The organism is Actinocrinis sp., assembly GCF_035653575.1.
Lineage (GTDB): Bacteria > Actinomycetota > Actinomycetes > Streptomycetales > Catenulisporaceae > Actinocrinis.
In genome coordinates, this window is sequence record NZ_DASRBQ010000073.1 from 1 (window position 1) to 23,404 (window position 23,404).

Sequence of the window (23,404 nt, forward strand, 5' to 3'; positions counted from 1 at the left end):
TGGGGCCGCCAAGGCTTCGACGCGCACCCGCCCCTGCGAGCCGGCGACGTCGTGACGGTCACCGTCGAGCAACTCGGCAGCCTCACCGCCCGCATCGTCGAGGGCGTGCAGCCGATTCCGCTCCCGCCCGCCCGGCGCGGCCGATAGCCGCCGCTGCCCCTGTGCCGGGACTTTGAAAAGCCAGGACGGCTGCGTGCACGACCTTTACGGGCCATCGAGTCGATCACGGTTCTGGGGTGCGAGTGCTCTCTTGGGTCAGGCCGTGTCTGCGCCTTTGATGAACCGTGCGACCAGGGTGGTGGGGAAGCGGTCGGCGTTTTCGCGTTGGTCGTTTCCGCTGGCTGGTGGGGCGGGTTCGGCCAGTTCGTCCAGGCGCAGGCCGTGACGGCGCAGGGTGTTGAGGTACGTAGACAGCGTGCGGTGGTTGGCGCCGACCTGGCGGCGCAGGGTGGATAGTTCGCCGTCGGCGCGCCAGTAGCCTTCGTCGTGGTAGCCGCCGCCGGTCGGCCAGGCGCTGGAGACCCCCGGGCTGCCCGGGAAGCAGGGGTGCAGGATGGAGAAGACGAACAGCCCGCCGGGGCGCAGCGCCTGGGCCACGCTGGCCGCGGCACCGTCGAGATCGTCGATGTCGGATAGGCCGAAGCAGCAGGTCACGGCGTCGAACCGGTTGCCGTGCAGCCAGGTCGGTGCGGCGGCGTCACCCTGCAGGTAGCGGATGCCCAGCGGCGCTGCGCGCTCTGCGGTCTCGGCCGCTGCCAGCAGCGCGCGGGACAAATCGACGCCGAGGACCGTGGCGCCGCGGCGGGCCAGCTGTCGGCTCAGTCGGCCGTGGCCGCAGGCCAGGTCGAGTACCCGCAGGCCGGCCGCGGGGCCGAGCAACTCCAGTAGGCATGCCACGTCCGGGTCGTCGAACCGGGAGAAGGTGGCCTGGTAGAAGTCGGCTATCGCGTCGTAGCGAGCCTCGGCCATGAGGCTTAAGGCTACCGGGCCGGTCCGTGGGGAGTCGTGTGACGGCGTGTGCGTGGACCTCGTGACATCCCGCCAGGCTGCCAACTAGATCTGGAAACCGCCGCCCATAACGAGGGATCGCAAGCTCACTGAGCCACCTGTCGCGGCGGTGCCAACGATCGTGGCCAGGTGCCAACTAATGTGGCTCGGCTCAACCGCACCCGAGCCGAGCCACGGTAGTTGGCACTAGACGAGCCCCATGAACAGCGCGTTCTGTCGGCCCGGCCAAGCTAGTTGGCACCGTCTAGCCAGGATTCTTGGCACACGTGAGCAGTTGTCACGGTAGTTGGCACCGGTGTCACGGCGTCCGCCGTCAGTGCGCCCATCCTGCTGGTGCTTAGCTGGATCCGCTCGGCGGCGAGTGTGCTTCTGATCGGTGTGGCCAGGCGGGGATCTTCTGAGCGAGGAGTTGGGTGATCTGTGCGGGGTTGCCGTTCATGGTCTTCGCGGTGGTCTGTCGTTCTGCGATCTGGTCGAATCCGGCGAGAAGGCCGCGGAGCCAGGCCGGGTCGTGGTGGCGGCAGATGGCGCCGTCACTGGTTTCGAAGACGCCGTACACGCCGTATGTCGCGGCGTGCGCCTCGTATCGTGCGCGGTTGCGTTCGTCGGGTTGCAGGCAGATGTCGCTGAGGTAGAGCAGGGCGCCGGGGCGTAGCAGCCTTCGTAGTTCTGTGAGCAGTTCGCGTTGTCCGTTGTCGGTGGGGATGCAGGTCAGGACCGCGAACAGCAGGATGACGTCGTAGCTTTCGTCGGGGTGAGGCAGCGTGGGTGGGGCGTCGATGAGGGTGAAGCGCAGGGCGGGCCACTGGCGGCGGGCGCGGGCGATCAGTGCGGGTGACAGATCGGCTCCTTCGATCGAGGTGAAGCCGCGGCGTTGCAGTTCCCCAGTCAGGCGGCCGTATCCGCAGCCGTAGTCGAGGATGCGCGCGTTCGGTTTGAGACTGGAGAGCCAGGTCGTATCGAGGGGGTGGGTGAAAGTCTTGCCCGTGCCGGTGGAGTTCCAGTACTCGTTCTGCTGGTCGAGACTCGCCATGGGCTGATCATCGCAGGGTGCGGATTGTGCCGGCAGGTGTTGGTGCGGCGAGGTGGCGTCGGCCGTTGGGTCGGTCTGCTGCGCGCCGGGGACGATCTCCCCGCCCCGACAGGCTCGGACCGTCAACACGTCCAAACCACCCGTCCTGGTCGCGGGCCGCCGCCACGGCCGGAGTATGCGGTCCGGCTCAAATCATTGGCGGTGTGGTCAAGGCCTGTGATGTGCTGACCGGATGCCTGTTCGCAAACTAGCCCCCGCGGAGAACCCCGACGGCTGGGCTTCAGTCGTTTCGACCTGGCAAACCGCCTTCGCGCACGTGCTTCCGCAGTTGCCGGTGCCCCCGGGATCGAGGCTGCGGCCCGACGCACCGGATGGCCGCCGCGCTGTCCTGGGTGCTTTCGAGTCCGCGGACGATGCCGTGGCCGCCGGCCTGGCCGTGATCAATGAGTCGACGGCGAGGGCGACGGCATTCTGGGTCGCACCGGCACTCCGGCGCCAAGGCATCGGATCGGCGCTGCTGGCCGAGTCGCGTCGACTCGCCAAGACCCTCGGCCACACGAAGCTGGTGGTCCGCATGCCCGGCGCCGCCGATGCGGAAGGCTTCGCACAGGCCCGCGGCGGCAGACTGATCGAGCGTCAGAGTATGTCAGGCCTCGACCTCAGCACGGTCGACCGGCACGCCTTCGAGGAATGGGCCGCGCCGCGCGCGGCGAACCGCGGATACGCACTCGTGCGCTGGAGCGACCGCTGCCCAGACGAGCTCGCCGCATCGTTCTGTGCGGCGAGAACAGCGCTGGCAGATGCCCCGGATACTGCTGACACCACGCCCTTGACGATCGAGGCACTCCGGGAAAGGGAACAAGGCCTGCTGCGGCTCGGGATCCACCGCCACGTGCACGCCGTGGTGGCCCAGGACGGCGAAATAGCCGGGTTCACCAACGTCGTGACGGTTGAGGATGAGCCCGAGGTCGCCGACGTCTGGAATACCGCCGTAGTGCGCGCCCACCGCGGCCGCGGCCTGGGTCTGCGGGTCAAAGCGGCAGCCACGCTCTGGCTGCTCGGCGAGCACCCGAAGACTAGGTGGATCCGCACCTTCAACCATGAGGCGAACGCGCCGATGCTCAGGGTGAATCGGGCCCTGGGCTACCAGCCTCTCCTGGACTGGCTCAACTTCGCGTTCGAAACGGACTAAGCACCGGACCACGACACCTTGTCAGGCAGGTCATCACCAGTGGTTGACGTTCGGGCGCAAGCCGCGCGAGACTGGGATGGCAAAGTTAGCTCAAATGTTCGGATGTTGCCCTGTCGATCTGGGAAGGGATCGGCTGACGGCGGCACCGGGCACGCTGGCGCGACCGGGCAGCCGGCGGACGCCGGCTGCGGCGGGCGGGAGGCGGTGAGTCGGTGGGTTTCGACAATCCGGTGGTGCCGTGGCGCGAGCTGGACAAGGCCTTGTCCTGGACTAAGCACGGGGATCTGACCGCCAAGGCCCCGAAAGCAGTCGCCGCGGCCCGGCCGGCGGTGCGCCGCGTGGAGGGTGCGGTCCCCTACGCCGAGCTGCACGTGCACTCCGGGTTCTCGTTCCTGGACGGGGCCAGCGAGCCGGAGGAGCTGGTCGCCGAGGCGGCGCGGCTCGGGCTGACCGCTCTCGCCCTGACTGATCACGACGGTTTGTACGGGGTGGTGCGGCTGGCGCAGGCGGCGAAGGACACCGGGCTGGCCACGGTCTTCGGCGCGGAGCTGTCGCTGGCGGCGGACACGGTCGAGCGCACGGGCGTGAACGATCCGCTCGGGGCGCATCTGCTGCTGCTGGCCCGCGGCGCGGAGGGGTATCGCTCGCTGTCGAAGGCGATCGGGGACGCGCGCCTGGCCGGTTCGGGCAAGGGCCGCGCCGTCTACGACCTGGAGGAGTTGGCGGCGCGCGCGGCGGGGCGTTGGGTGGTGCTGACCGGGTGTCGCAAGGGTCTGGTTCCCGCCGCGCTGGCCTGGGGCGGTGAGTCGGCTGCGGCGCGCGAGCTGGAGCGTCTGCAGGCGCTGTTCGGCGCGGACAACGTGTTCGTCGAGCTGATCGACCACGACATGCCCGGCGACGACGAGCGCAACGACGCGCTGGCCGAGCTGGCCAAGCGGTGCGGCGCCGCGACGATCGCGACCAACAACGTGCACTACGCCGCCCCGGCCGACTTTCCGACCGCCGGCGCCCTGGCCGCGCTGCGGGCGCGCAAGTCCCTGGAGGAGATCAACGGCTGGCTGCCCGCTGGTCCCACGGCGCACCTGCGCTCCGGGGAGGAGATGGCCGAGCGGTTCGCCCGCTTCCCCGGCATCCTGGAGCGCACCGTGGCGCTGGCGAGGCAGTGCGCGCTCGACTTCAAGACCGTCAAACCGAGCCTGCCGAAACGCGAGATCCCCGACGATTTCGCCGACGAGGCGTCCTATCTGCGCCATCTGGTGAAGGAGGGCGCGCGCGAGCGGTACGGGCCTCGTCGCGAGCACCCCGAGGCCTATGTCCAGCTGGACTACGAGCTCGGGGTGATCGCCAAGATGAAGCTCGCCGGCTACTTCCTGATCGTCTACGAGATCGCGAAGTTCTGCCACGACAACAACATCCTCGCCCAGGGCCGCGGATCAGCCGCGAACTCAGCGGTCTGCTACGCCCTGAAGATCACCAATGTCGACGCGGTGAAGCACAACCTGGTGTTCGAGCGCTTCCTGTCCCCTATCCGCGACGGCTACCCGGACATCGACCTGGACATCGAATCCGGAGAAGCTCGCGAACGCGTTATCCAACACGTCTACGACACCTACGGCCGCGAGCGCGCCGCCCAGGTCGCCAACGTGATCACCTATCGGGCGCGGATGGCGGTGCGCGACGCGGCCCGCGCGCTGGGTTACTCGCCGGGCGCGCAGGATGCCTGGGTCAAGCAGCTCGGCCCCTACGCGGGCGCGATGGACCTGGCGGACACCGACATCCCTGCGGATGTGCTCGACCTGGCGTCGCGGCTGCACGGGCTGCCGCGGCATCTGGGCATCCATTCCGGCGGCATGGTGCTGTGCGACCGTCCGGTGGCCGAGGTCGTACCCACTGAGTGGGCGCGGATGGAGAACCGCTCGGTGGTGCAGTGGGACAAGGACGACTGCGCCGACGCCGGGCTGGTGAAGTTCGACCTGCTGGGCCTGGGCATGCTCGGCGCGCTGCATGACGCGTTCGACCTGGTGCGCGAATACCACGGCGTTGGCCTGACCCTCGGCACGGTCCCGGAGGAGGATCCGCAGGTCTACGCCATGCTCTGCGACGCCGACTCGGTCGGGGTCTTCCAGGTCGAGTCGCGGGCCCAGATGGCCACCCTGCCGCGTCTGAGGCCGAAGGAGTTCTACGACCTGGTCATCGAGATCGCCCTCATCCGCCCCGGACCGATCCAGGGCGGCGCCGTGCACCCCTACCTGCGCCGCCGCTCCGGAGAAGAGAAGAAGGAGGAGGGGAAGGACTACTGGGCGCCGCACTGGAAGCTGGAGAAGGTGCTCTCGCGCACCCTCGGCGTGCCGCTCTTCCAGGAGCAGGTGATGCAGATGGCGATCGAGGCGGCGAACTTCTCCGCCATCGAAGCCGACGAACTGCGCCGCGCCATGAGCGCCAAGCGCTCCACTGCCAAGATGCTGGCCCTCAAGCAGCGGCTGATGGCCGGCATGGCGAACAACGACATCACCGGGGAGCTGGCCGAGGACATCTACCGCAAGCTTGAGGCGTTCAGCTCGTACGGCTTTCCGGAGAGCCATTCGATCAGTTTCGCCTATCTGGTGTACGCGAGTTCCTATTTAAAGCGTCACTACCCGGCGGCGTTCACGGCCGCGCTGCTCAACAACCAGCCGATGGGCTTCTACAGCCCCGCCTCGTTGATCAACGACGCGCGGCGGCACGACGTGACCATACGCGGCGTCGACGCCAACGCCTCCCGGGACAAGGCGACGCTGGAGCCCGCACCGGAGACCTACCAGCCCACGCACCCGCACTCCTCGGATATCCCCCAGCCCGCCATCCGCCTCGGCTTCGCCTCGGTGCGCGACCTCGGCGACGCACTGGCCGAGCGCATCGCCGCCGAACGCGACGAGCACGGCCCGTACCGCGACCTTGAGGACTTCGTACGCCGCACCGGGTCATCCCGCGCGGCGCTGGAGGCCCTGGCCGCCGCCGGGGCGTTCGGCTGCTTCGACCTGACCCGCCGTGAAGCGCTGTGGCAGGTCGGCTGCCTGGCCGGCACCACCGACGCCCACCTGCCCGGTACCTCAGGAGCCGAACAAACCCCCGAGTTGCCCGCGATGACCGTCGTCGAGCAGACCTTCGCCGACCTGTGGGCCACCGGCACCAGCCCCGACAACCACCCCGTCGCCCACATGCGCCCGCAGCTCGACGCCACCGGCCACACCCGCATCGCAGACCTCAGCGACGTCCCCGACCGCACCCTGGTCCACGTCGCCGGCATCGTCACCCACCGCCAACGCCCACCCACCGCCGGCGGCGTCTGTTTTCTGTCCCTGGAAGACGAGACCGGCCTGGTCAACATCGTCTGCTCCCCCGCCGTATGGGAGAAGTACCGCCGCGTCGGCCTCATGCACGGCGCCCTGCGCATCACCGGCAGCCTGGAGCGCTCTAACCGCACCCCATCCAACCCCGACGGCGGCGCCCTCAACGTCGTCGCCGGACGCCTCGCGCCCCTGCGCGTCGCCGCCCAGCCCGCGAATCTGCGCGGCCGCGACTTCCGGTAGGTGGAGAGCTAGGAGAGCTATAGGTGGCGAGCTAACAGATAGGGCGAGACGCGGATTACGGTCGTTGTCCTTCAGCAGTCTGCGGCAAGTTCTCGTGGTCGGTGACCAGCGCGGCGCGGCGGCCGAGAGCCCATAGGGCCAGGGCGGTGGCGCACGCGGCGGCGCCGGCGAGGGTGACCGCGTGCCAGCCGCCGGCGTTCCACAGCACGGATGCGGCCGCGGAGCCGAGCGCCCCGCCGAGGAAGTTTGCGGTGACGAACGCGGTGTTCAGCCGGGAGCGGGCGGCCGGATCGATGGCGAACAGCCGGGTCTGATTGAGGATATTGACACCCTGCACGGCAACGTCGAGCAGGACGATCGCGACAAGCAGCAGCGGTGTGGAGTGCGTGGCCAGGGCGGCGATCAGGAACGCGCCGGTCGCCAGCGCCCAGGCGGCCCCAGTCGCCGGCAGCGACAGACCTCGATCATGCAGGCGGCCGGCGCGTTGCGCGGCCAGCGCCCCGGCCAGCCCCGCGAGACCGAACAGGCCGATCACGGTGACCGAGTAGGAGTAGGGCGGGGCGGAGAGCAGGAAGGTCAGCGCGGTCCAGAACAGGGTGAACACACCGAAGGCGGTCGCGCCGAGCAGCAGGGTCCAGCGCACGGCGCGCTCGCGGCGGATCACGGTCGCGACCGAGGCCAGCAGACGCGGGTAGGGCAGGTCGGTCTTGGCCGCGAGCGGCGGGATCGCCCGGTACAGCACAGCGGCGAAGAGGAGGGCGGCGCCCGCGGCGACGAGGTAGATGGTGCGCCATCCGGCCGCCCCCGCGATCAGGCCACTGATGGTGCGGGAGACGAGGATGCCGATCAGCAGGCCGGAGACGACGGTGCCGACGACGCGGCCGCGCTCGGCTTCGTCGGCCAGGTCGCCGGCGAGCGGGGTGAGGATCTGCCCTGAGACGGTGGTCATCCCGAGCAGGAGCAGCGTGCCGGTGAGCACACCGATGGACGGCGCGAGGGCGCAGGCGGTCAACGCGGCCGCAGCGCACAGCATCATGGCCGGGACGAGCCGCTTTCGGTTGAGAAGGTCGCCGAGCGGCACGATCAGCACAGTGCCCGTCGCGTAGCCGATCTGAGTGGCCGTCACCAGCCAACCCGCGCGACCGGGGGTGCCGTGAAGATCGCGGGCGATGAAGTCGAGCAGGGGCTGGGCGTAGTAGAGGTTCGCGACGGCCGCGCCACCGGCGATCGCGAACAGCTGGGTCAAGCCGCGGGTCATCACACGGGCCGGCAGCGGGTTAGCGCGGGGTCAGTTCGAGCGTGGTGGCGCGTGCTGCGGGAGTGGTCATCGGCCCGATGTAGGCGGCGCCGTAGCTGCGGTACTTGGTGCGGTAGGCCTCGTCGATCCGGTCGTCGGTGGCTGTGTCGGTCACAGCGGCGAAGGTGACGTCCTTCTCGACGCCGCCGGCCCGGATGTGTCCGGCGCCACTGGAACGGACAGCACGGTACCAGGCACCTGATTCGCCTCGGTACGAGCGGACGTACACGTGGTCGCCGTCGCGCACGACCCAGACCGGGAGCGGACGACGCAGGGTGCCGTCCGGGCGTTGGGCTTGGATGGTCAGCTCGGTCGCTTCGCCGATGCGGGCGAGTTCTCCGCTGGTCCAGGCGGTCATGTCAGTTCTCCTTCGCGGCAGGCGGTGGGCCATCCGGAGTAGACGGCCAGGGGGGTGATCGCCGCTCCTCATCAAGTGGCTGCCCAGGGGTCCGCAGTACATGCAACCGGGCGTCAAGCTGGCGCGGGAGCCACTGCCGAAAGGGGTACCGCCAGTACACCCCAGGACTGGGCGCTCGGCCTTAGCCTCGGGGACATGGACACCCGCGAGGAGATCCGCCAGTTCCTCACCACCCGCCGCGCCAAGATCACGCCGCAGCAGGCGGGGCTGACCGCCTTCGGCGGCAACCGCAGGGTCACCGGGCTGCGGCGGCACGAGGTGGCGATGCTCGCCGGGGTCAGCGTCGAGTACTACACCAAGCTCGAACGCGGCAACCTCGCCGGCGCCTCCGAGCAGGTACTCGAGGCCGTCGCCCGCGCGCTGCAACTCGACGAGGCCGAGCGGGCCCACCTGCTCGACCTGGCCAAAACCGCCAACGCGGGTGGCAGGCCCCCGCGCCGGCGCCGCGCCCAGCACGTGCGTCCGGGCGTGCTGCGGCTGCTGGAGACGATGACCGACGCCCCGGCGTTCGTGCGCAACGGCCGCCTGGACCTGGTGGCCGTCAACTCACTGGCCCGCGCCCTTTACGCGCCGGTGTTCGAGAACGCGGCCAACCGTGAGAATCTCGCCCGCTTCTGCTTCCTGGACCCGGCCGCCACCGCGTTCTACCCGCAATGGAAGGACTCGGCCAGCACGACGGTCAACCTGCTGCGCACCGAAGCAGGCCGCGACCCGTACAACCCGGACCTGACCGAACTGGTCGGCGAGCTGTCCACCCGCAGCCAGGAGTTCCGCACCCGCTGGGCCAAACACGACGTACGCCTGCACCACACCGGCACCAAGCGCTTCCACCACCCCGTCGTCGGCGAGCTGACCCTCGCCTTCGAGGCCATGCCGCTGCCCGCCGACCCCGGCCTCACACTCACCGCATACCACGCGGCACCCGGCAGCCCGGACGACGACGCCCTGCACGTGCTCGCGTCCTGGAGCGCCGCCGCCCAGCAGGTCCCTGACACGGCCCACTGAGGCGGTCAGCGCCGCAGGGAGACGCCCTACGGCGTGTATCAATAGTTTGATCGCTCTGCGTGTAGCGCGCCGCACCCTGGAGTGCGGCGTGAACCGGCGTGCCTCAGCCGTCTCGGCCCTGCCAGGTCGTCACGCAGACCTCATTGCCCTCGACGTCGGCAAGTATCCAGAACGCGGGGGCGCGGTCCCCGGACACAAGTCGTCCCCCGGCGGCCAGCGCGGCCTCGATCCGCCGGGGGGCCTCGTCGTGCGGGACACAGAGGTCGAAGTGAATGCGATTGCGTTGCGGGCGCGGCTGATCCATCTGCTGGAACCAGATCGCCGGGCCCTGCCCCACCGGGTCGACCAGCGGATCCTCGGGCCCGTCGGCTCCCGCCTCGTCGCCATAGCCCATCACCGCCTTCCAGAACGGCCGGATCGCCTCGATCTCGAGGGCGTCGATCGCGATCTCCAGCAGCTGGACCGAGCGTGCCGCGTCCGTACCGATCTCAGGCTCCGTGCTCAGCCCGGCGTCGTTTAGCGCGGCGGAGATTCGACGCGCCAGCTCGACATCGCGAGCGGTCAGCGCCGCCTGGTCCAGCGTTTGCAGGGCCAGCACGATCCGCTCTGACCGGATATCCATACGCAGATGCCGATCGGCGTCGTCGCCGCACACGACGGCCGCGTTCGAGGCCACCTCAGCTGCTTGGGCCACCGATCCGACCCGCACTGACGTGCGTAACGAGCCCAGCAGAAACCGCCACCCCTGTGCGAAGACGGCGTCCGAGGCCTCCTGCCGGCTAAGCGTCTGCATCATGCCGACAATGCTGACAGCCGCCACCGACAGCCCGCGCTGCGACTGGCTTCGAAAACGCGCCCTAGGCCCGTGCTAGGGCGCCCGCGATCAGAGTGGCGACGGCATGCTCCAGAGTGGTGCGTAGATCCATGCGCAGAACGGCGACGGTAGGGTCCGCCTCGTAGGCGGCGAGCGCGCTGGCGGAGGGGCGGCAGTAGACCGACAGCGTCCCGGCCAGTATCAGGGTCATGATGGCGACGAACCGGGCGCCGTCGCCAAGTTCCGGCAAGTGCCGGTGGATGACGGCGGCCGCGTCCGCGATGTCTTTGACGGCCGCTCGCTTGTACTGCACGGCAACCTCGACGGACACGTTGTGCTCCAGCACGCCGGTCTGTGCGTTGATCAGATCGCACAGGACCGTCTGGCGCGCGAGGGAGGCGCTGAGCACCGCGGCCACCTGGTCGCCACGCTCCCGCGCCGAGAGCCGGGGGTCGACGCCCGCGGCCAGCTCGTCCGGGACCTGCTCCAGCCATCGCTCCATGGCCCGTTCGAGCAGTTCGAACAGCACCGCCTCGCGGGACTCGAAGTAGCGCAGCACATTCGATTTGGCCAGGCCGACCCGCCGGCTCAGCTCGTTGAGGGTCACCTCGGCCACCGGCATCTGCTCGAGCATCGCCGCCGCGGCGTCCAGGATCGCCTGGCGCCGGATCTCGCGCTGCTCCTCGCTGCGTGCCCGCTGGAACGTCATGCGGCCAGTTTACAAACCGCCGGTCTCTTGACAACAGACCGCAGGTCTCTTAACGTCGGAGCCATAAGAGACCGTCAGTCTTTAAGGAGCGGGCCATGACCTGGACCGAACACGACATCCCTGACCAGAAGGGCCGGGTGGCCGTCGTGACCGGCGCGAACACCGGCCTCGGCTTCGAGACCGCGCGCGCCTTGGCGCAGCATGGGGCGACGGTGGTGCTGGCGGTGCGGGACACGGATAAGGGCAGGCTGGCGGCCGCCCGGATGACCGGCGATGTGACCGTGCAGCAGTTGGACCTGAGCTCGCTGGCGTCGATTCACGCGGCCGCGGCCGCGTTGCGCGAGGCCCACCCGAGGATCGACCTGCTGATCAACAACGCCGGCGTGATGTACACGCCGAAGCAGACCACGAAGGACGGGTTCGAGCTGCAGTTCGGCACCAACCACCTCGGCCACTTCGCCTTCACCGGGCTGGTGCTCGATCTGCTGCTGCCGGTGCCGGGCTCGCGGGTGGTGACGGTCAGCAGCGTCGCCCACCGCGTCCGGGCCGCGATTCACTTCGACGACCTGCAGTGGGAGAAGTCCTACAGCCGGCTCGCGGCCTACGGTCAGTCGAAGCTGGCGAACCTGATGTTCACCTACGAACTGCAGCGCCGGCTCGAGTCGCATGGCACCACGGTGGCGCTGGCCGCACACCCGGGCGTGGCTGACACCGAGCTCGTGCGCAACTCCCCCGCCGCTATACGGTTGATCAGCCCCCTGATCGCACCGCTGATAAGCCAGAAGCCGGAGATGGGTGCGCTGCCGACCCTGCGGGCGGCCACCGATCCCGCCGCCGTCGGCGGCCAGTTCTACGGCCCGGACGGGATGGGCGGATTCCGAGGACACCCGCAGGTCGTAGCGTCCAGCCCGGCGTCGCACGACGTGACTGTGCAGGAACGGTTGTGGACCGTCTCCGAGGACCTCACCGGCGTGAAGTTTCCTGTCTAGAGCCGGATCTCGTCCCTGGCCTGCCCCTGCCCCTGCCGCGACACGGGAAGAGGCAGGGGCTAGGGACAGGGAACGCGCGCTGATTACCGCAGCGGCAGCCGGAACGTGCCGATGATCACCGTGGAGCCGACCACGTACGGGTTGATCGCGTCGAGCACCTGCTCGTAGGTCAGCGAGTCGCCGGAGAGCGTCGGGGTCGAGAGCGCGTAGAGCGTGAAGATGTAGTGGTGGGTCTGGCCGTCGGCCGGCGGGCAGGGGCCGCCCCAGCCGACCACGGGGATGCCGTTGACGTCCCAGCTGGTCGAGCCCTGGGTGTACTGCAGGACCCCGTGGCCCTCCAGCTCGTGCGCGGTGGCCGGGATGTTGTAGACCACCCAGTGGTGCCAGCCTCCTGACAGCGGCGCGTCCATGTCGTTGACCAGCATCGCGAAGCTCTGCGTGCCGGCCGGAACGTTGCGCCAGTCCAGTTCCGGGGCCAGGTTCTTGCCGAAGCAGCCGGCCTCGGCGGCGTAGGTTCCGCCGAACTCGGTCCACACCGGCAGCGGACCGCCGTCCCGGAAGTCCGGGCTGGTGATGGTGAACGGGGTGAGCCCCGCGGTGCCGGTGGAGGAAGCCGCGTCGGTGGAGGAGGTGGCGGCCGTCCGCAGGGCGGATTCGGCGAGCGCCGGATGTTTGGCGGGCGCGGCATGTTCGGCGGCCGCGGCGGCGGAGCCGGCGCCCGCGCCGAACAGCACGGCCAGGACGGCGGCCGAGACCAGTGTTCGGCGGGACCAGTGCCGCGGCGCGGTGAATATGCGCATGGGAACCTCCGGATGGCTTGAGAGCGACGAGACCGGGGCCCATCTCACTACGTACCCTGATTCAAGTCAAGACGTGGCCGCCGCCGCGCGCGCGGGATTGTGCGGTCGGGCGGGTGGCGGTCCGCAAAGGCTCCGGCGGCGTGGCCCGGGCACGCCCTATCCTCCCGTTCATGAGCCGTCCTCAGGTCGCGAGCCGCACGATCGTCTTCCTGGTGTTCCCGGACTTCCAGATCCTTGACCTAACCGGGCCGCTCGAAGTGTTCTCGCAGGCGGAGCGGATGCGTCCGGGCTCGTATTCGCTGCGGCCGGTGGCGCTGGAGCCCGGGCCGGTGGCCGCCAGCTGCGGACTGCCGGTGATCGCCGAGGCCGCGCAGGAGGTGATCACGGGTTCGGGCAGTGCGGACACGCTCGTGGTCGCCGGAGGCCGTGGAGCGCGCGCGGCGGCTCGCGACGACCGCCACGTCGCATGGGTCGCGCAGGCCGCCGAGAAGGTACGGCGTACCACTTCCGTCTGCACCGGCGCGTTCCTGCTCGCCCAAGCGGGGTTGCTGGACGGGCGGCGGGCCACGACGCACTGGCAGGCGTGCACCGAGCTGGCCGAGCGGTTTCCCGCCGTGACGGTGGACCCGGAGCCGATCTTCGTGCACGACGGCCCGATCTGGACCTCGGCCGGGGTCACCGCGGGCATCGATCTCGCCCTGGGCCTTGTGGAGGCGGATCACGGCGGCACGCTGGCCCGCGCGATCGCCCGCCAACTGGTGGTGTTCGTGCAGCGGCCGGGCGGGCAGACCCAGTTCTCGGCCCAGCTCGCGGCGCAGCGCCCCTCCCGCGAGCCGCTGCGGCGATTGCAGTCGTTCATCGCCGAGCATCCGGACGCCGACCTGTCGGTGCCCGCGCTGGCCTCGCGCGTCGGCATGAGCGAACGGCATTTCGCGCGGGTGTTTCGCGCGGAGACCGGCAGCAGTCCGGCGGCTCATGTGGAGGCGGTGCGGGTGGAGGCGGCGCGGCGGCTGCTGGAGACGACGGCGGACGGGCTCGACCGGATCGCGCGGGCATCCGGGTTCGGCACGATCGCGACGATGCATCGCGCTTTTCGGCGAACCGTGCGGGTCACTCCGGGCGAGTACCGGGCACGTTTCCGCTCATCGTAACTGAAACAGAAGCCTGATAAGCGATGGCGTCGGCGACGGCAACGCGGTCGATGGCGGGATTCGTCATAAGCGTGTCCTTGCCGCCATACCGCGCGATCGACCAGGCTGGATGCAGGAGGTGGGACGCATGCCCTTGAGTCCACTAAGAGTGATCATTCCGATCTTCCCCGAGTTCACCGCGCTCGACGCGATCGGCCCGTACGAAGTGCTGCGAATGCTGCCCGACGCGGAAGTCACCTTCGTCGCCAAGACCGGCGGGGTGATGCGCACGGACAGCGGCATGGTCGGCCTGCACGCCGACGCGACCCTCGGCGAGGTCGGCTCGGCGGACATCCTGCTTGTGCCGGGCGGCTGGGGAACCCGAGCGCTGACCCGCGACGAGGAGATGCTCACCTGGGTGCGGGCCATCCACGAGACGACGCAGTGGACGACCTCGGTGTGCACCGGTTCGCTCGTGCTGGCCGCCGCCGGACTGCTCGACGAGCTGGACGCGACGACGCACTGGAGCGCCGTCGAGACGCTGGAGAAGCTGGGCGCGCGATACACGGCCGAACGCGTCGTACGGCAAGGCAAGATCGTTACGGCGGCCGGCGTCTCGTCAGGCATCGACATGGCCCTGACACTCGCCGGGCTGATCGCCGGCGACGACGTGGCCAAGGCGATCCAGCTCGCGATCGAGTACGACCCGCAGCCGCCGTTCGACGCCGGCTCTCCTGCGAAGGCCGGGGAGCAGATCATCGCCCTGAACGCGACGCTGCGTGACCGTAGGACGGTCGCCGTCTCGCGTTGAGCCGTTACGCAACGGATGCCGGTGTGGGCGGGCAGTGGCACAGTGGGCCGAAGACAGCGCTTTCCGAAAACAGCGCTGTCCGAAGACAGCGTTTCTGAGTGGAGACCGGCTTACTGGGTTACTGGCTGAAGACTGGGTTCCCGAGCAAAGGAGGTCGGCAGCTATGGCCGACGCCCAACGTCCTTACCCGCAAGGCACGCCGTGCTGGCTCGACATGTACGCGGACGACCAGCACGCCGCGCTCAGCTTCTACCGCGAGCTGTTCGGCTGGACCGGTGAGCCGGACCCACGCAATGGGGGCTACGCCGTGCTCTCGATCGAGGGCAAGGCGGTGGCCGGGATCGGCCCGCGGATGCCCAACATGCCGGCCAGGGCGGTCACCTGGAACACCTATTTCGCCGTGGACGACATCGAGGCGACCGCCGAACGGATCGACAAGCTCGGCGGCACGCTGTACTTCGGCCCGGCCGAGGTGCCCGGCGTGGGCAGGCAGCTGCTGGCCGCCGACCCGGCCACCGCGCCGTTCGGACTGTGGCAGGCCGATCCCTTCCCCGGCTTCGAGGCCAGGATGCAGCCGGGCACGCCGGTCTGGTTCGAGCTGGAGACGCCGCAGGGTCCGCACAGTGCCGACTTCTACGGGGCGCTGCTCGGCCTCGAGGTGCCGAAGACGCCGATGGAGCCGGATTCCTACTGGGTGCTGACCGTGAACGGCGAGCAGGTCGCCGGGATCTGGCAGGCCGGGCACACGGCGGTCTCCCCGCAGCGGGCCGCGCGCTGGGGCCCGTACTTCCTGGTCACCGAGACGGACGCGGCGGCGCACCAGGCGATCGCCGCGGGCGCGCGGCTGGTGACCGAACCGAAGGATTCGCCGTACGGGCGGTTCTGCACGCTGTGTGACCCGCAGGGCGCCGAGTTCTCGGTTATTACCGCGCCGGCGAGTGCTTAACGCCGTTCCGAGCCGCTGCGGGGTCGGGCAGCGGCTCGGAACGGCATCGCGATGACGCCCCACGCGAGAAGGGCGCCACCGTTCAGGGGATCGCCGGCCCACACCCAAAACACCGGCGATCGGAACGTGGATCACGTCCACGGCAGGCGACCGGTCCCCAATGTCCGGTCGAGGCATCCATTACCCTGCCGGTCGCCAACGCGAAACGACAGGTTTTGAACCTGGCGGGAACCTGCCGTGGCGTAACCGCGCCAACCCGGCGCCCGGCCGCCAGCCGCGCCCACTCATGCGCAGAGGTCTATGTCAAATTCCTGTCTGGCACTACCGGTCAACTCACCGCCTCGACCAGCTGTCGGCGACGCGCCAACACGGCGTCGTAGTGACCGAACAGTTGATCGCAGACCGAGGCCCATGACCGGGATAGGACCGTCTCCCGCGCGTTCGCGCCGTACTGGGCGCGCAGCGCGGGATTCGTGACGAGTTGGGCGACGCGACGCCTGAGGTCGTCGGTGTCGTCGGGGTCGTACAACAGCCCGGTGTGGCCCGGGCGCACCAGATCCAGCGGTCCGCCGACAGCCGGCGCCACCACCGGCACCCCTGAAGCCATCGCCTCCTGCACGCATTGGCCGAAGGTGTCGTCGGCGCCCGTATGTACGAACACGTCGAGCGATGCGTACGCGGCGGAAAGCGCCTGTCCGCTGAGGAACCCGGGCAGCGCGGCGCTCGGTATCAGGGCTCGCAGGCTGGGCGCCGCGGGTCCGTCGCCGACCGCGACGATGCGCACCTTCGGCAGGTCCGCGAGATGCGCCAGCAGGTGTACCCGCTTGTCCCCGGCGAGCCTGCCGACGTAGCCGACCAGGATCTCGCGGTCGCCGAGCAGCCATTCGCGCAGCGTCTCGTCGCGGTGCGCCGGGTTGAACCGGGCCGCGTCCACGCCGCGGGCCCACAGCGCGAGCCGGGGCACGCCTTGCGCCTGCAGTTGTTCGAGGCTGGCCCGCGACGGCGCCAGGGTGATGTCGGCCTGCCGGTGGATGTGCCGGATCCAGCTCCAGATCACCGCGTCGGTGCCGCGGAAGCCGTACTGCCGGGCGAAGCCGGCCACGTCGGTCTGGAAGACCGCGACGCAGGGCACGCCGATCCGGCGCGCGGCCCGGGCCCCGGCGGCGCCGAGCGCGATCGGGGAGGCCAGGTGCACCACGTCGGGCCGGAAGTCGCGCAGGACCTTCTCGACCCGCCGGGTCGGCAGGCCGAGCTTGAACTCCCGGTATCCGGGCAGTCCGACACCGGGAACGGCCACCACGGGGAAGCCCGCGTAGGCCGCCGGACCGGGGCGCGGCGCGACGACCAGCGCCTCGTGACCATGCGCGGCGAGGTGCTCGAGGATCCGGATCACCGTGTTGGTGACCCCGTTCACCTGCGGCAGGAAGGATTCGGTTACTACTGCGACCCGCATACCAGGCAGGGTGCTCGGCCGGGATTGCGGCTCGGTGACCGCAGCACTGTCGGTGGACGAACAGTGCCCGCAGTATCGGTGCGCGGTGCGGCTCGGCCGGCGTGTCCAGAAGGTTAAGAACAGCTGGGAACCGGCTCGACGGGGCGTCAGCCGGGGCGTCCGGGGGAATGACGAATACAGTGATCACGGTTTGCACCTAAGGCGGAGGTTGACGGCCGGATCACGGGTTCGCTGATTCGGTGATCCGCCCAGTTTTGGTGATCGGCCCAGGGCCGCGGCGCGCGAGAGGGGTGGAGCGTGACGGAGGAGACGACCCTTTCCCCCGCGATGCAGCCCCGGCCGGCGCCGCCGCTGCCGGTGCAAAACAGGGTCACCGTGTTCGGCGAGCTGACCCGGGTGCTGCGAACCCGTCCGGACTGGCTCTACGGCATGCTGGCCAGCTGGCTGCTCGGCTTCGGCACCTTCGCTTTCCTGGTGGTGTGCACCAAGCCCAACCTGGCCAATCCGATGAACCCGGTGGTCGTGCCGGTGATCCTGACCGCGGTCGCGGACGGCTCGCTGACCAACCAGCTGGCCGCGGAGCCGCGCTGGGCCGCAGACCTGCTGCGCTCGGGGGCCGATCCGGGCCGGATCCTGCTGGCGCGCAATCTGCTGCTCGCGGTGTGGGAGCTGATGTTCGTCGCGCTCGTGGTGGCGCTGACGGTGTGGGTCGGGCACAGCTCGGCCTGGGTGCGTCCCGCGCTCCCGCAGCTCGCGGTGCTGCCGATCGCCTCGATCGCGATCGGCAACCTCGCCTCGGTGCTGGTGCCCAGTCCGTTCATGCGGATGAGCAAGCGGTTCCAGGCGAAGGGCACTTGGGCGCGCTGGACGATATACATCGCGATCCCGTGGGGGCTCAGCTCGGTCGCGTTGGCGATGTGGGCGCTGCCGGTGTACCTGGAGCGCCGCTGGGAGCCGCACGTCGTCACGCATGTGCTGGATCTGCAGCACTACGCGCCGACCGTGCAGCGGGTGACGCACACCTACTTCATCATCTGGCTGGTCATCATCCCGCTGTGGCATCTGACGGTCTGGCTGATGTCGCTGCGGCTCGCGCAGACGCTGGCCCGCATGCGCAGGCAGGGGTTGATCCGGCTGATGGAGCGGCACCTGGAGCTGACGCAGCGGCTGCCCGATCTCTCCCTGCGCGCGGCCGCACGGCAGCTGCCGAGCCGGATCCGGGAGATCCCGAAGGACCTGCGCGGGGAGCTCGCGCTGCTTAGCTCGGGGCTGCTGGAGGCGACCGCGACTGCCGCCCGCCTCTGGGTTCCTTGACCGGCGCGCCCGCGCATTGGCCCTTTCCCGGCGCAGCAATACGTTCTTCGCGCCCAAGATCCGGACTTTCGCGTTCTCTGCTGCGATAAATGCGTCAATCCGCGCAAAATCGTCGCTGTGCTGACATGAGCCGCACCGGTATGCCAGGCTGGCGTCCGAACAGCGGCGGCATGGAGAGACCGGACGGGTGACTCAAAGCGGGAGCGACGATCGGCGGCGTAGCGTCCGGTCCGGCGGGCTGCTCGCGGCAGCGGTGGCTTTAGGGCTGGTCATTGCCGCGGTCGCGATTCGGGCAGCCGCGGGTGCGGCGCTGCGCAATGCGGGACTGGCGACCGGGGCCGACGTCGGCCTCGCTCTGCTCTTCGCCGTCGCCGCGCTCGTCACCGCCGCGAAGTACCGCGGTCACGTGCGCACCACCGAGGTGCCCACGACCGCGCTGGACCGGCTGCGGCAGGCCACTGTCGCGGTGCTGTTCGTCAGCGTCGTGCTCGTGCCGGGCGCGTTGATCGCGCTGCACCGACCGGATTCCGGCCAGGCCGAGTACCCCAACCAGGCCGTGCCGACCGACATCCTGGGCTCCTACCAACCGATCCCGACGCCGCAGCAGACCACGCATCACAAGCCGCACAGCTTCTCGTTCGACCTGACCACGTTCCTGTGGGTTCTGCTGGCCACGCTCGGCGCCGCGCTGATCGTCGTGATCGTGCTGGTGGCGCTGCGGCTGCTGCGCAAGGTCCCGCAGCTCGGTCCGGTGGAGTCGGCGCCGCCGACCGCTGATTCCGGCGCCGAGGACGAGGCGCTGGCCGACGCGCTGATCGCCGGGCGGTCGGCGCTCGGCGGGGACGACGCGCGGGCCGCGATCATCGCCTGCTACGCCGCGATGGAGACCTCGCTGGCGCAGGCCGGGATCTCCCGCGAACGCTCCGACAGTCCGTCGGACCTGCTGCACCGCGCGACCGCTCGCGACCTGCCGACCGCTGGCACGCGGGACGCGCAGGTGCTGACAGATCTGTTCCGTGAAGCCAGGTTCTCGTCACACCCGATGACGGCGCAGCATCTCGAAGCCGCACGACGTGCGCTGGACTCCGTCACGGGCGCGCTGGCCGAACGCATCCGGGCGCGCGAAGACGAGGCACGGCGAGGGCGTAAGGCAGGCGAGCGGGACGAAGCGGCAGCGCAGGGCGCGTCCGGTCAGGTGGTCGGCTCGTGACCGTGCTGCGTCAAGACTCCCGCTCCCCGCGCCTCGGTCCCGCCGCGCAGGCGCTGGCGTTGCTCGCCGGTTTGGCCGTGACCGCCGAGATCGTGCTGGCGGTCGCGGGCGGACCGGGTGCCGCCGCCGCGGGCGCGGCCGCGATCGTCATCATCGGATTGCTCATCGCGCGGTACGTCGCCGGAGCCGAAGCGATCGACGGTTTGTATCGCCGCGCGGTGCGGCTCGTCCACCAGCGCGAGCCGAGCCTGCAGGGCTGGGCGGCGGCGGTGGAGGCAGCGCGGGAGTCGGCGGCGGGTTTCGAGCGGGTGCTGCGGCCGGAGCTCGAGCGGCTTTACGCGGTGCGGCTGGCCGATCGGCACGGGGTCTCGCTCTACCGCGAGCCGGACCGCGCGGCGGCGATCGTAGGCGAGGATGTGTTCGCGTGGATCGACCCGCGCCGTCCCGGCTACACAGGTCCGCTGCCGCCACGCCGTACGCTGGACCGGCGCGCACAGTCGGCCAACCATCCCCCACCGATTCCGGACGTGGTCCTTCGGGCGCTTGTCCAGCGCCTCGAAACGCTGTGAACCCTCCCCACGGGGAGCAGTTGACCGATGAGGAGCGCTAAGTCTTGGAGAACGCAGTGAGTACTGCCGCAGAGGACACCGGCACCCAGCCGGCCGACGCGGCGCCGACGGAGCGGGGCGAGGCGGTAATGCACGCAGCGGCAGGTGCAGGGCGCGGTACGACGACGGGGGCGGCGTCGGCCGCATCGAGTTCGGCGGGAGCGGGAGTGGCGACTGCGGCGGCGGCCGCCTCCACAGCAGCTGTCACCTTCACGCCGAAGCAGACCGGCGAGCGCGCGCACGCGGTGCTCGACGAGGTCGAGCGGGCCGTCGTCGGCAAGCGGCCGGCGTTGGAACTGGTGATGCTCGGCGTGCTGGCCGGCGGGCACGTGCTGATCGAGGATCTGCCCGGCCTCGGCAAGACGCTGCTGGCCCGGTCCTTCGCGACGGCGCTGGGCCTGGAGTTCACCCGAATACAGTTCACCCCGGACCTGCTGCCCTCGGACGTGACCGGCGCGCCGTTCTACGACCAGCGTTCCGGCGAGATGGTTTTCCGGCCCGGGCCGGTGTTCACCAACCTGCTGCTGGCCGACGAGATCAACCGGACCCCGCCGAAGACGCAGGCCGCGCTGCTGGAAGCGATGGCCGAAGGCCAGGTCTCGGTGGACGGCGCGACCCGGCCGCTGCCCAAGCCGTTCGTGGTGATCGCCACGGACAACCCGATCGAGTACGAGGGCACGTACCAGCTGCCCGAGGCGCAGCTGGACCGGTTCCAGCTGCGGGTGCGCATGGGTTACCTGCCGCCGGTGGACGAGGCGGCGATGCTGCGCAGGCGGCTTGACCGGGCCGCGCCCGAGGCGGTGCTGACCGCGTTGACGAATCCGGCTGAGGTGCTGGCGATGCGGGCCAGCCTGGAATCGGTCGAGGTGGACGACGATCTGCTCGGCTACATCATCGGCCTGGTCAACGCGACGCGGAAGCACGCTCAGATCCAGGTCGGCGCCTCCCCGCGCGGCGGCTTGGCGCTGGTGCAGCTGGCCAGGGGCCGGGCGGTGCTGGACGGGCGCGATTACGTGACGCCCGAGGACGTCAAGGCGGTTGCCGTCCCGGCGCTCGCGCATCGCGTCACGCTGCGGCCGGAGCTTTGGGTGCGCCGCATCAGCGCGGACGACGTGGTGCAGGGCATCGTCAACTCGGTCGCGACACCGCGCACGGTCCCGCAGCCGTGAGCGAAGAGGGCGGCGCGGCGCGTGACGCCCGGACGTCGCCGGGCCCTGCAGACCGGCCAATGCAACGCCAGAACGATCAGGCCGCATCGGGTCGGGCATTGCGGGATCCGGGCGTAGCCGCGCCGGGCGGCGATGCGGTACGCCGTGCGCTCGGCGGCCCGCAGTCTGTGGACGCGCCGGCGGAGCCGCCTCAGGCCCCGACCCAGGCGTGGCGGCTGACTGAGCGAGCGCTGCGGTTGAGCAGTGTGGCGCTCGCGGCAGCCGCCGTCGCGCTCATCAGCGGCCGCGCGTGGATGCTGGCGCTGGCGGCGGGACCGGCGGTGCTGCTCGCGCTCGGCGCTCCTCGCTCGACCCGGCCAACGCGCGTCGGCGCACGGGCAGTGGTGCCCGTACGTCGCTGCTTCGAGGGCGAGCCGATCATGGCGCGGGTCGACCTGGCCTTCGACGGGCTGGTCGGCTGGATCGATCCGGGGGTAGCTCCGGGACCGGGCGTGGAGCTGGCGGCGGTGGACGTGTCCGGTCCTGTCGTCACCTTCTCGTTCATCGCGCGCCGCTGGGGCCGCTGGACGCTCGGCGTGGCGGATATCGACTTGCATGACGCGGGCGGCCTGGGACGGCGCACGGTGCGCGCGGAGCTCGGCGACGTGGACATCTATCCGATGCCGGCGGACAGCACCCTGACGCCTATCCCGACCCGGCTGCCAGACCGGCTCGGCGAGCACACCGCGCGGCGGGCCGGCGACGGCTTCGAGTTCGCCGGCGTGCGCCCATACACGTGGGGCGACCGGCAGCGCCGGATCCACTGGCCGTCCACGACCAGGCGCGGCGAGATCCAGATCACGCAGTTCGCGGCCGAACGCGCGGCGGACACGGTCGTGCTGCTCGACGCGTTCGGCGATGTGCGCGACCCGGCGACCGGACGATCGACGCTCGACGACTCGGTGCGCGCCGCAGCCGGCATCGCGCGTACCTATCTGCGCAGCCATGACCGGGTCGGAGTGGTTTCAGTCGGCGGTCGGCTCCGGTGGCTCCAGCCGGGAACTGGCGGCGGGTATCTGTATCGCATCGTGGAGACGGTGCTCGAAGTACGCCGCGACCTCGGCTACCACACGCCGGACATCGATCACGTGCCCGCCCCCGCACTGCCTAACGGAGCGCTGGTTTACGCGATCACGCCGTTGGCCGACGACCGGATCCTGGACGTGTTGCGAGACTTGGCGGAGCGGGGCAACCCGGTGGTGGTCGTGGAGATCCCGACCGGCGACCCGAGGGTCGAGCCCGGCGACGAGGCGGCGGAGTTCGCGCTGCGGCTGTGGCGGATGGACCGCGAGGCGCTGCGCTTCAGCCTCGTCGAGCGGGGCATTCCGGTGGTCGCCTGGGACGGTTCGGGCGAGCTGGATCTCGCGCTGGCCCCGCTGCTGCGCACCGGCGTGCGAGGGAGGGCTCGATGAGTGAACACGGCAGCGACACCGTCCACCAGCACGAGCACGCTCAACCAGCACCTGCATCTGAACCCAACAACGAGCCAGCCCAATCCCGCATCAGCGATCAGCACCCCCTCGTTCACGACCGAGCGCAGCCCCACGGCGTCGACGTCCACGCTCATCGGGCACAAGCCGACAACGACGCCGCACCACTCCCCTCCCCAGCCGCCTTGCCGCCGAACGTACACGCCTTCCTCACCCGCGCGTTCCCCGGGCGTGTCAATACCCTGCCGAATGACGCGGTCCTGCTGCTCGGCGTCGCGTTGGCGCTGGCCGCGGTGGATCCCACGAAGCTGGGCAGCCGCGGACCGGTCGGCTGGCTGTTCGTGCTGGCGGCGCTGGTGGCGACGATCTGGGCCGCCCCGGTGGTGTCCCGGCGTCCGGCCGCGCAGTCGGTCCGGCTCACCAGCCAGGTTGCCCGCCATCGCAACACCGTGTTCGCCGT

General features: G+C 70.2%; 20 protein-coding genes and 1 pseudogene. 13 read left to right on the plus strand and 8 right to left on the minus strand.

Annotated elements, in window-relative coordinates; genetic code table 11:
- Positions 1–255 precede the first annotated feature (255 nt).
- Together VFA06_RS10590 and VFA06_RS10595 are read right to left on the minus strand one after the other, a co-directional pair.
- Positions 256–969, minus strand: coding sequence for a class I SAM-dependent methyltransferase (locus VFA06_RS10590; RefSeq protein WP_324840301.1), 714 nt, complete (start codon positions 967–969; stop codon positions 256–258).
- 376 nt (positions 970–1,345) lie between these two features.
- Positions 1,346–2,041 carry a class I SAM-dependent methyltransferase gene (locus VFA06_RS10595; protein ID WP_324840302.1) on the minus strand — a complete coding sequence of 232 codons (696 nt, stop codon included), beginning with the start codon at positions 2,039–2,041 and terminating at the stop codon, positions 1,346–1,348.
- 232 nt (positions 2,042–2,273) lie between these two features.
- Here VFA06_RS10595 and VFA06_RS10600 point away from each other — a divergent pair, with 232 nt between their 5' ends.
- Together VFA06_RS10600 and VFA06_RS10605 are read left to right on the plus strand one after the other, a co-directional pair.
- Positions 2,274–3,233 (plus strand): GNAT family N-acetyltransferase, encoded by a 960-nt coding sequence (locus VFA06_RS10600; protein WP_324840303.1) that lies wholly within the window; start codon positions 2,274–2,276, stop codon positions 3,231–3,233.
- A 212-nt stretch (positions 3,234–3,445) separates the two neighbouring features.
- A complete protein-coding gene (locus VFA06_RS10605) occupies positions 3,446–6,802 on the plus strand; it encodes an error-prone DNA polymerase (protein ID WP_324840304.1) in 3,357 nt (1,118 codons plus the stop codon).
- 55 nt (positions 6,803–6,857) lie between these two features.
- Here VFA06_RS10605 and VFA06_RS10610 read toward each other — a convergent pair whose 3' ends face one another.
- Positions 6,858–8,048: an MFS transporter gene (locus tag VFA06_RS10610; protein WP_324840305.1), complete on the minus strand. Its 1,191-nt coding sequence runs from the start codon at positions 8,046–8,048 to the stop codon at positions 6,858–6,860.
- A gap of 31 nt (positions 8,049–8,079) precedes the next feature.
- Positions 8,080–8,457: a DUF2255 family protein gene (locus VFA06_RS10615; RefSeq protein WP_324840306.1), complete on the minus strand. Its 378-nt coding sequence runs from the start codon at positions 8,455–8,457 to the stop codon at positions 8,080–8,082.
- A gap of 195 nt (positions 8,458–8,652) precedes the next feature.
- Between VFA06_RS10615 and VFA06_RS10620 the strand changes: the two genes are divergently transcribed.
- On the plus strand, positions 8,653–9,522 hold the full coding sequence (locus tag VFA06_RS10620; RefSeq protein WP_324840307.1) for a helix-turn-helix transcriptional regulator: 870 nt from the start codon (positions 8,653–8,655) through the stop codon (positions 9,520–9,522).
- A gap of 103 nt (positions 9,523–9,625) precedes the next feature.
- On the opposite strand, the gene VFA06_RS10625 is transcribed toward VFA06_RS10620, so the two are convergent.
- Together VFA06_RS10625 and VFA06_RS10630 are read right to left on the minus strand one after the other, a co-directional pair.
- The gene (locus VFA06_RS10625; RefSeq protein WP_324840308.1) at positions 9,626–10,318 is read right to left on the minus strand and encodes a VOC family protein; all 693 of its coding nucleotides are present in this window, start codon (positions 10,316–10,318) and stop codon (positions 9,626–9,628) included.
- Positions 10,319–10,379: 61 nt separating this feature from the next.
- Positions 10,380–11,045: a TetR/AcrR family transcriptional regulator gene (locus VFA06_RS10630; protein WP_324840309.1), complete on the minus strand. Its 666-nt coding sequence runs from the start codon at positions 11,043–11,045 to the stop codon at positions 10,380–10,382.
- A gap of 95 nt (positions 11,046–11,140) precedes the next feature.
- Between VFA06_RS10630 and VFA06_RS10635 the strand changes: the two genes are divergently transcribed.
- Positions 11,141–12,034, plus strand: coding sequence for an SDR family NAD(P)-dependent oxidoreductase (locus VFA06_RS10635; RefSeq protein ID WP_324840310.1), 894 nt, complete (start codon positions 11,141–11,143; stop codon positions 12,032–12,034).
- An 83-nt stretch (positions 12,035–12,117) separates the two neighbouring features.
- Here the strand turns inward: VFA06_RS10635 and VFA06_RS10640 are convergent, their stop codons facing one another.
- Positions 12,118–12,834 (minus strand): YbhB/YbcL family Raf kinase inhibitor-like protein, encoded by a 717-nt coding sequence (locus tag VFA06_RS10640; protein ID WP_324840311.1) that lies wholly within the window; start codon positions 12,832–12,834, stop codon positions 12,118–12,120.
- Positions 12,835–13,004: 170 nt separating this feature from the next.
- Here VFA06_RS10640 and VFA06_RS10645 point away from each other — a divergent pair, with 170 nt between their 5' ends.
- The 3 genes from VFA06_RS10645 (at position 13,005) to VFA06_RS10655 (ending at position 15,721) form a co-directional block, all read left to right on the plus strand.
- Entirely contained in the window at positions 13,005–13,985 is a 981-nt protein-coding gene (locus VFA06_RS10645) for a GlxA family transcriptional regulator (RefSeq protein WP_324840312.1), read from the plus strand.
- A gap of 127 nt (positions 13,986–14,112) precedes the next feature.
- Positions 14,113–14,775, plus strand: coding sequence for a DJ-1/PfpI family protein (locus tag VFA06_RS10650; RefSeq protein ID WP_324840313.1), 663 nt, complete (start codon positions 14,113–14,115; stop codon positions 14,773–14,775).
- Between the two features lie 163 nt (positions 14,776–14,938).
- Positions 14,939–15,721, plus strand: a complete 783-nt coding sequence (locus VFA06_RS10655; RefSeq protein ID WP_324840314.1) for a VOC family protein — start codon at positions 14,939–14,941, stop codon at positions 15,719–15,721.
- A gap of 328 nt (positions 15,722–16,049) precedes the next feature.
- Here VFA06_RS10655 and VFA06_RS10660 read toward each other — a convergent pair whose 3' ends face one another.
- On the minus strand, positions 16,050–17,174 hold the full coding sequence (locus VFA06_RS10660) for a glycosyltransferase family 1 protein (protein WP_324840315.1): 1,125 nt from the start codon (positions 17,172–17,174) through the stop codon (positions 16,050–16,052).
- A gap of 297 nt (positions 17,175–17,471) precedes the next feature.
- Here VFA06_RS10660 and VFA06_RS10665 point away from each other — a divergent pair, with 297 nt between their 5' ends.
- From VFA06_RS10665 to VFA06_RS10690, 6 genes and pseudogenes are all read left to right on the plus strand, one after another.
- The gene (locus VFA06_RS10665; RefSeq protein WP_324840316.1) at positions 17,472–18,488 is read left to right on the plus strand and encodes a hypothetical protein; all 1,017 of its coding nucleotides are present in this window, start codon (positions 17,472–17,474) and stop codon (positions 18,486–18,488) included.
- Positions 18,489–18,675: 187 nt separating this feature from the next.
- A complete protein-coding gene (locus VFA06_RS10670) occupies positions 18,676–19,698 on the plus strand; it encodes a DUF4129 domain-containing protein (RefSeq protein WP_324840317.1) in 1,023 nt (340 codons plus the stop codon).
- Positions 19,695–20,267 (plus strand): hypothetical protein, encoded by a 573-nt coding sequence (locus tag VFA06_RS10675; protein ID WP_324840318.1) that lies wholly within the window; start codon positions 19,695–19,697, stop codon positions 20,265–20,267. Before VFA06_RS10670 ends, VFA06_RS10675 begins: the two co-directional genes overlap by 4 nt.
- 56 nt (positions 20,268–20,323) lie before the next feature.
- On the plus strand, positions 20,324–21,475 hold the full coding sequence (locus VFA06_RS10680) for a MoxR family ATPase (protein WP_324840319.1): 1,152 nt from the start codon (positions 20,324–20,326) through the stop codon (positions 21,473–21,475).
- A gap of 59 nt (positions 21,476–21,534) precedes the next feature.
- Positions 21,535–22,926, plus strand: a complete 1,392-nt coding sequence (locus VFA06_RS10685) for a DUF58 domain-containing protein (protein WP_324840320.1) — start codon at positions 21,535–21,537, stop codon at positions 22,924–22,926.
- Positions 22,923–23,404, plus strand: a pseudogene (locus VFA06_RS10690) (hypothetical protein); the annotation flags it as partial. The gene VFA06_RS10685 and the pseudogene VFA06_RS10690, both read left to right, overlap by 4 nt.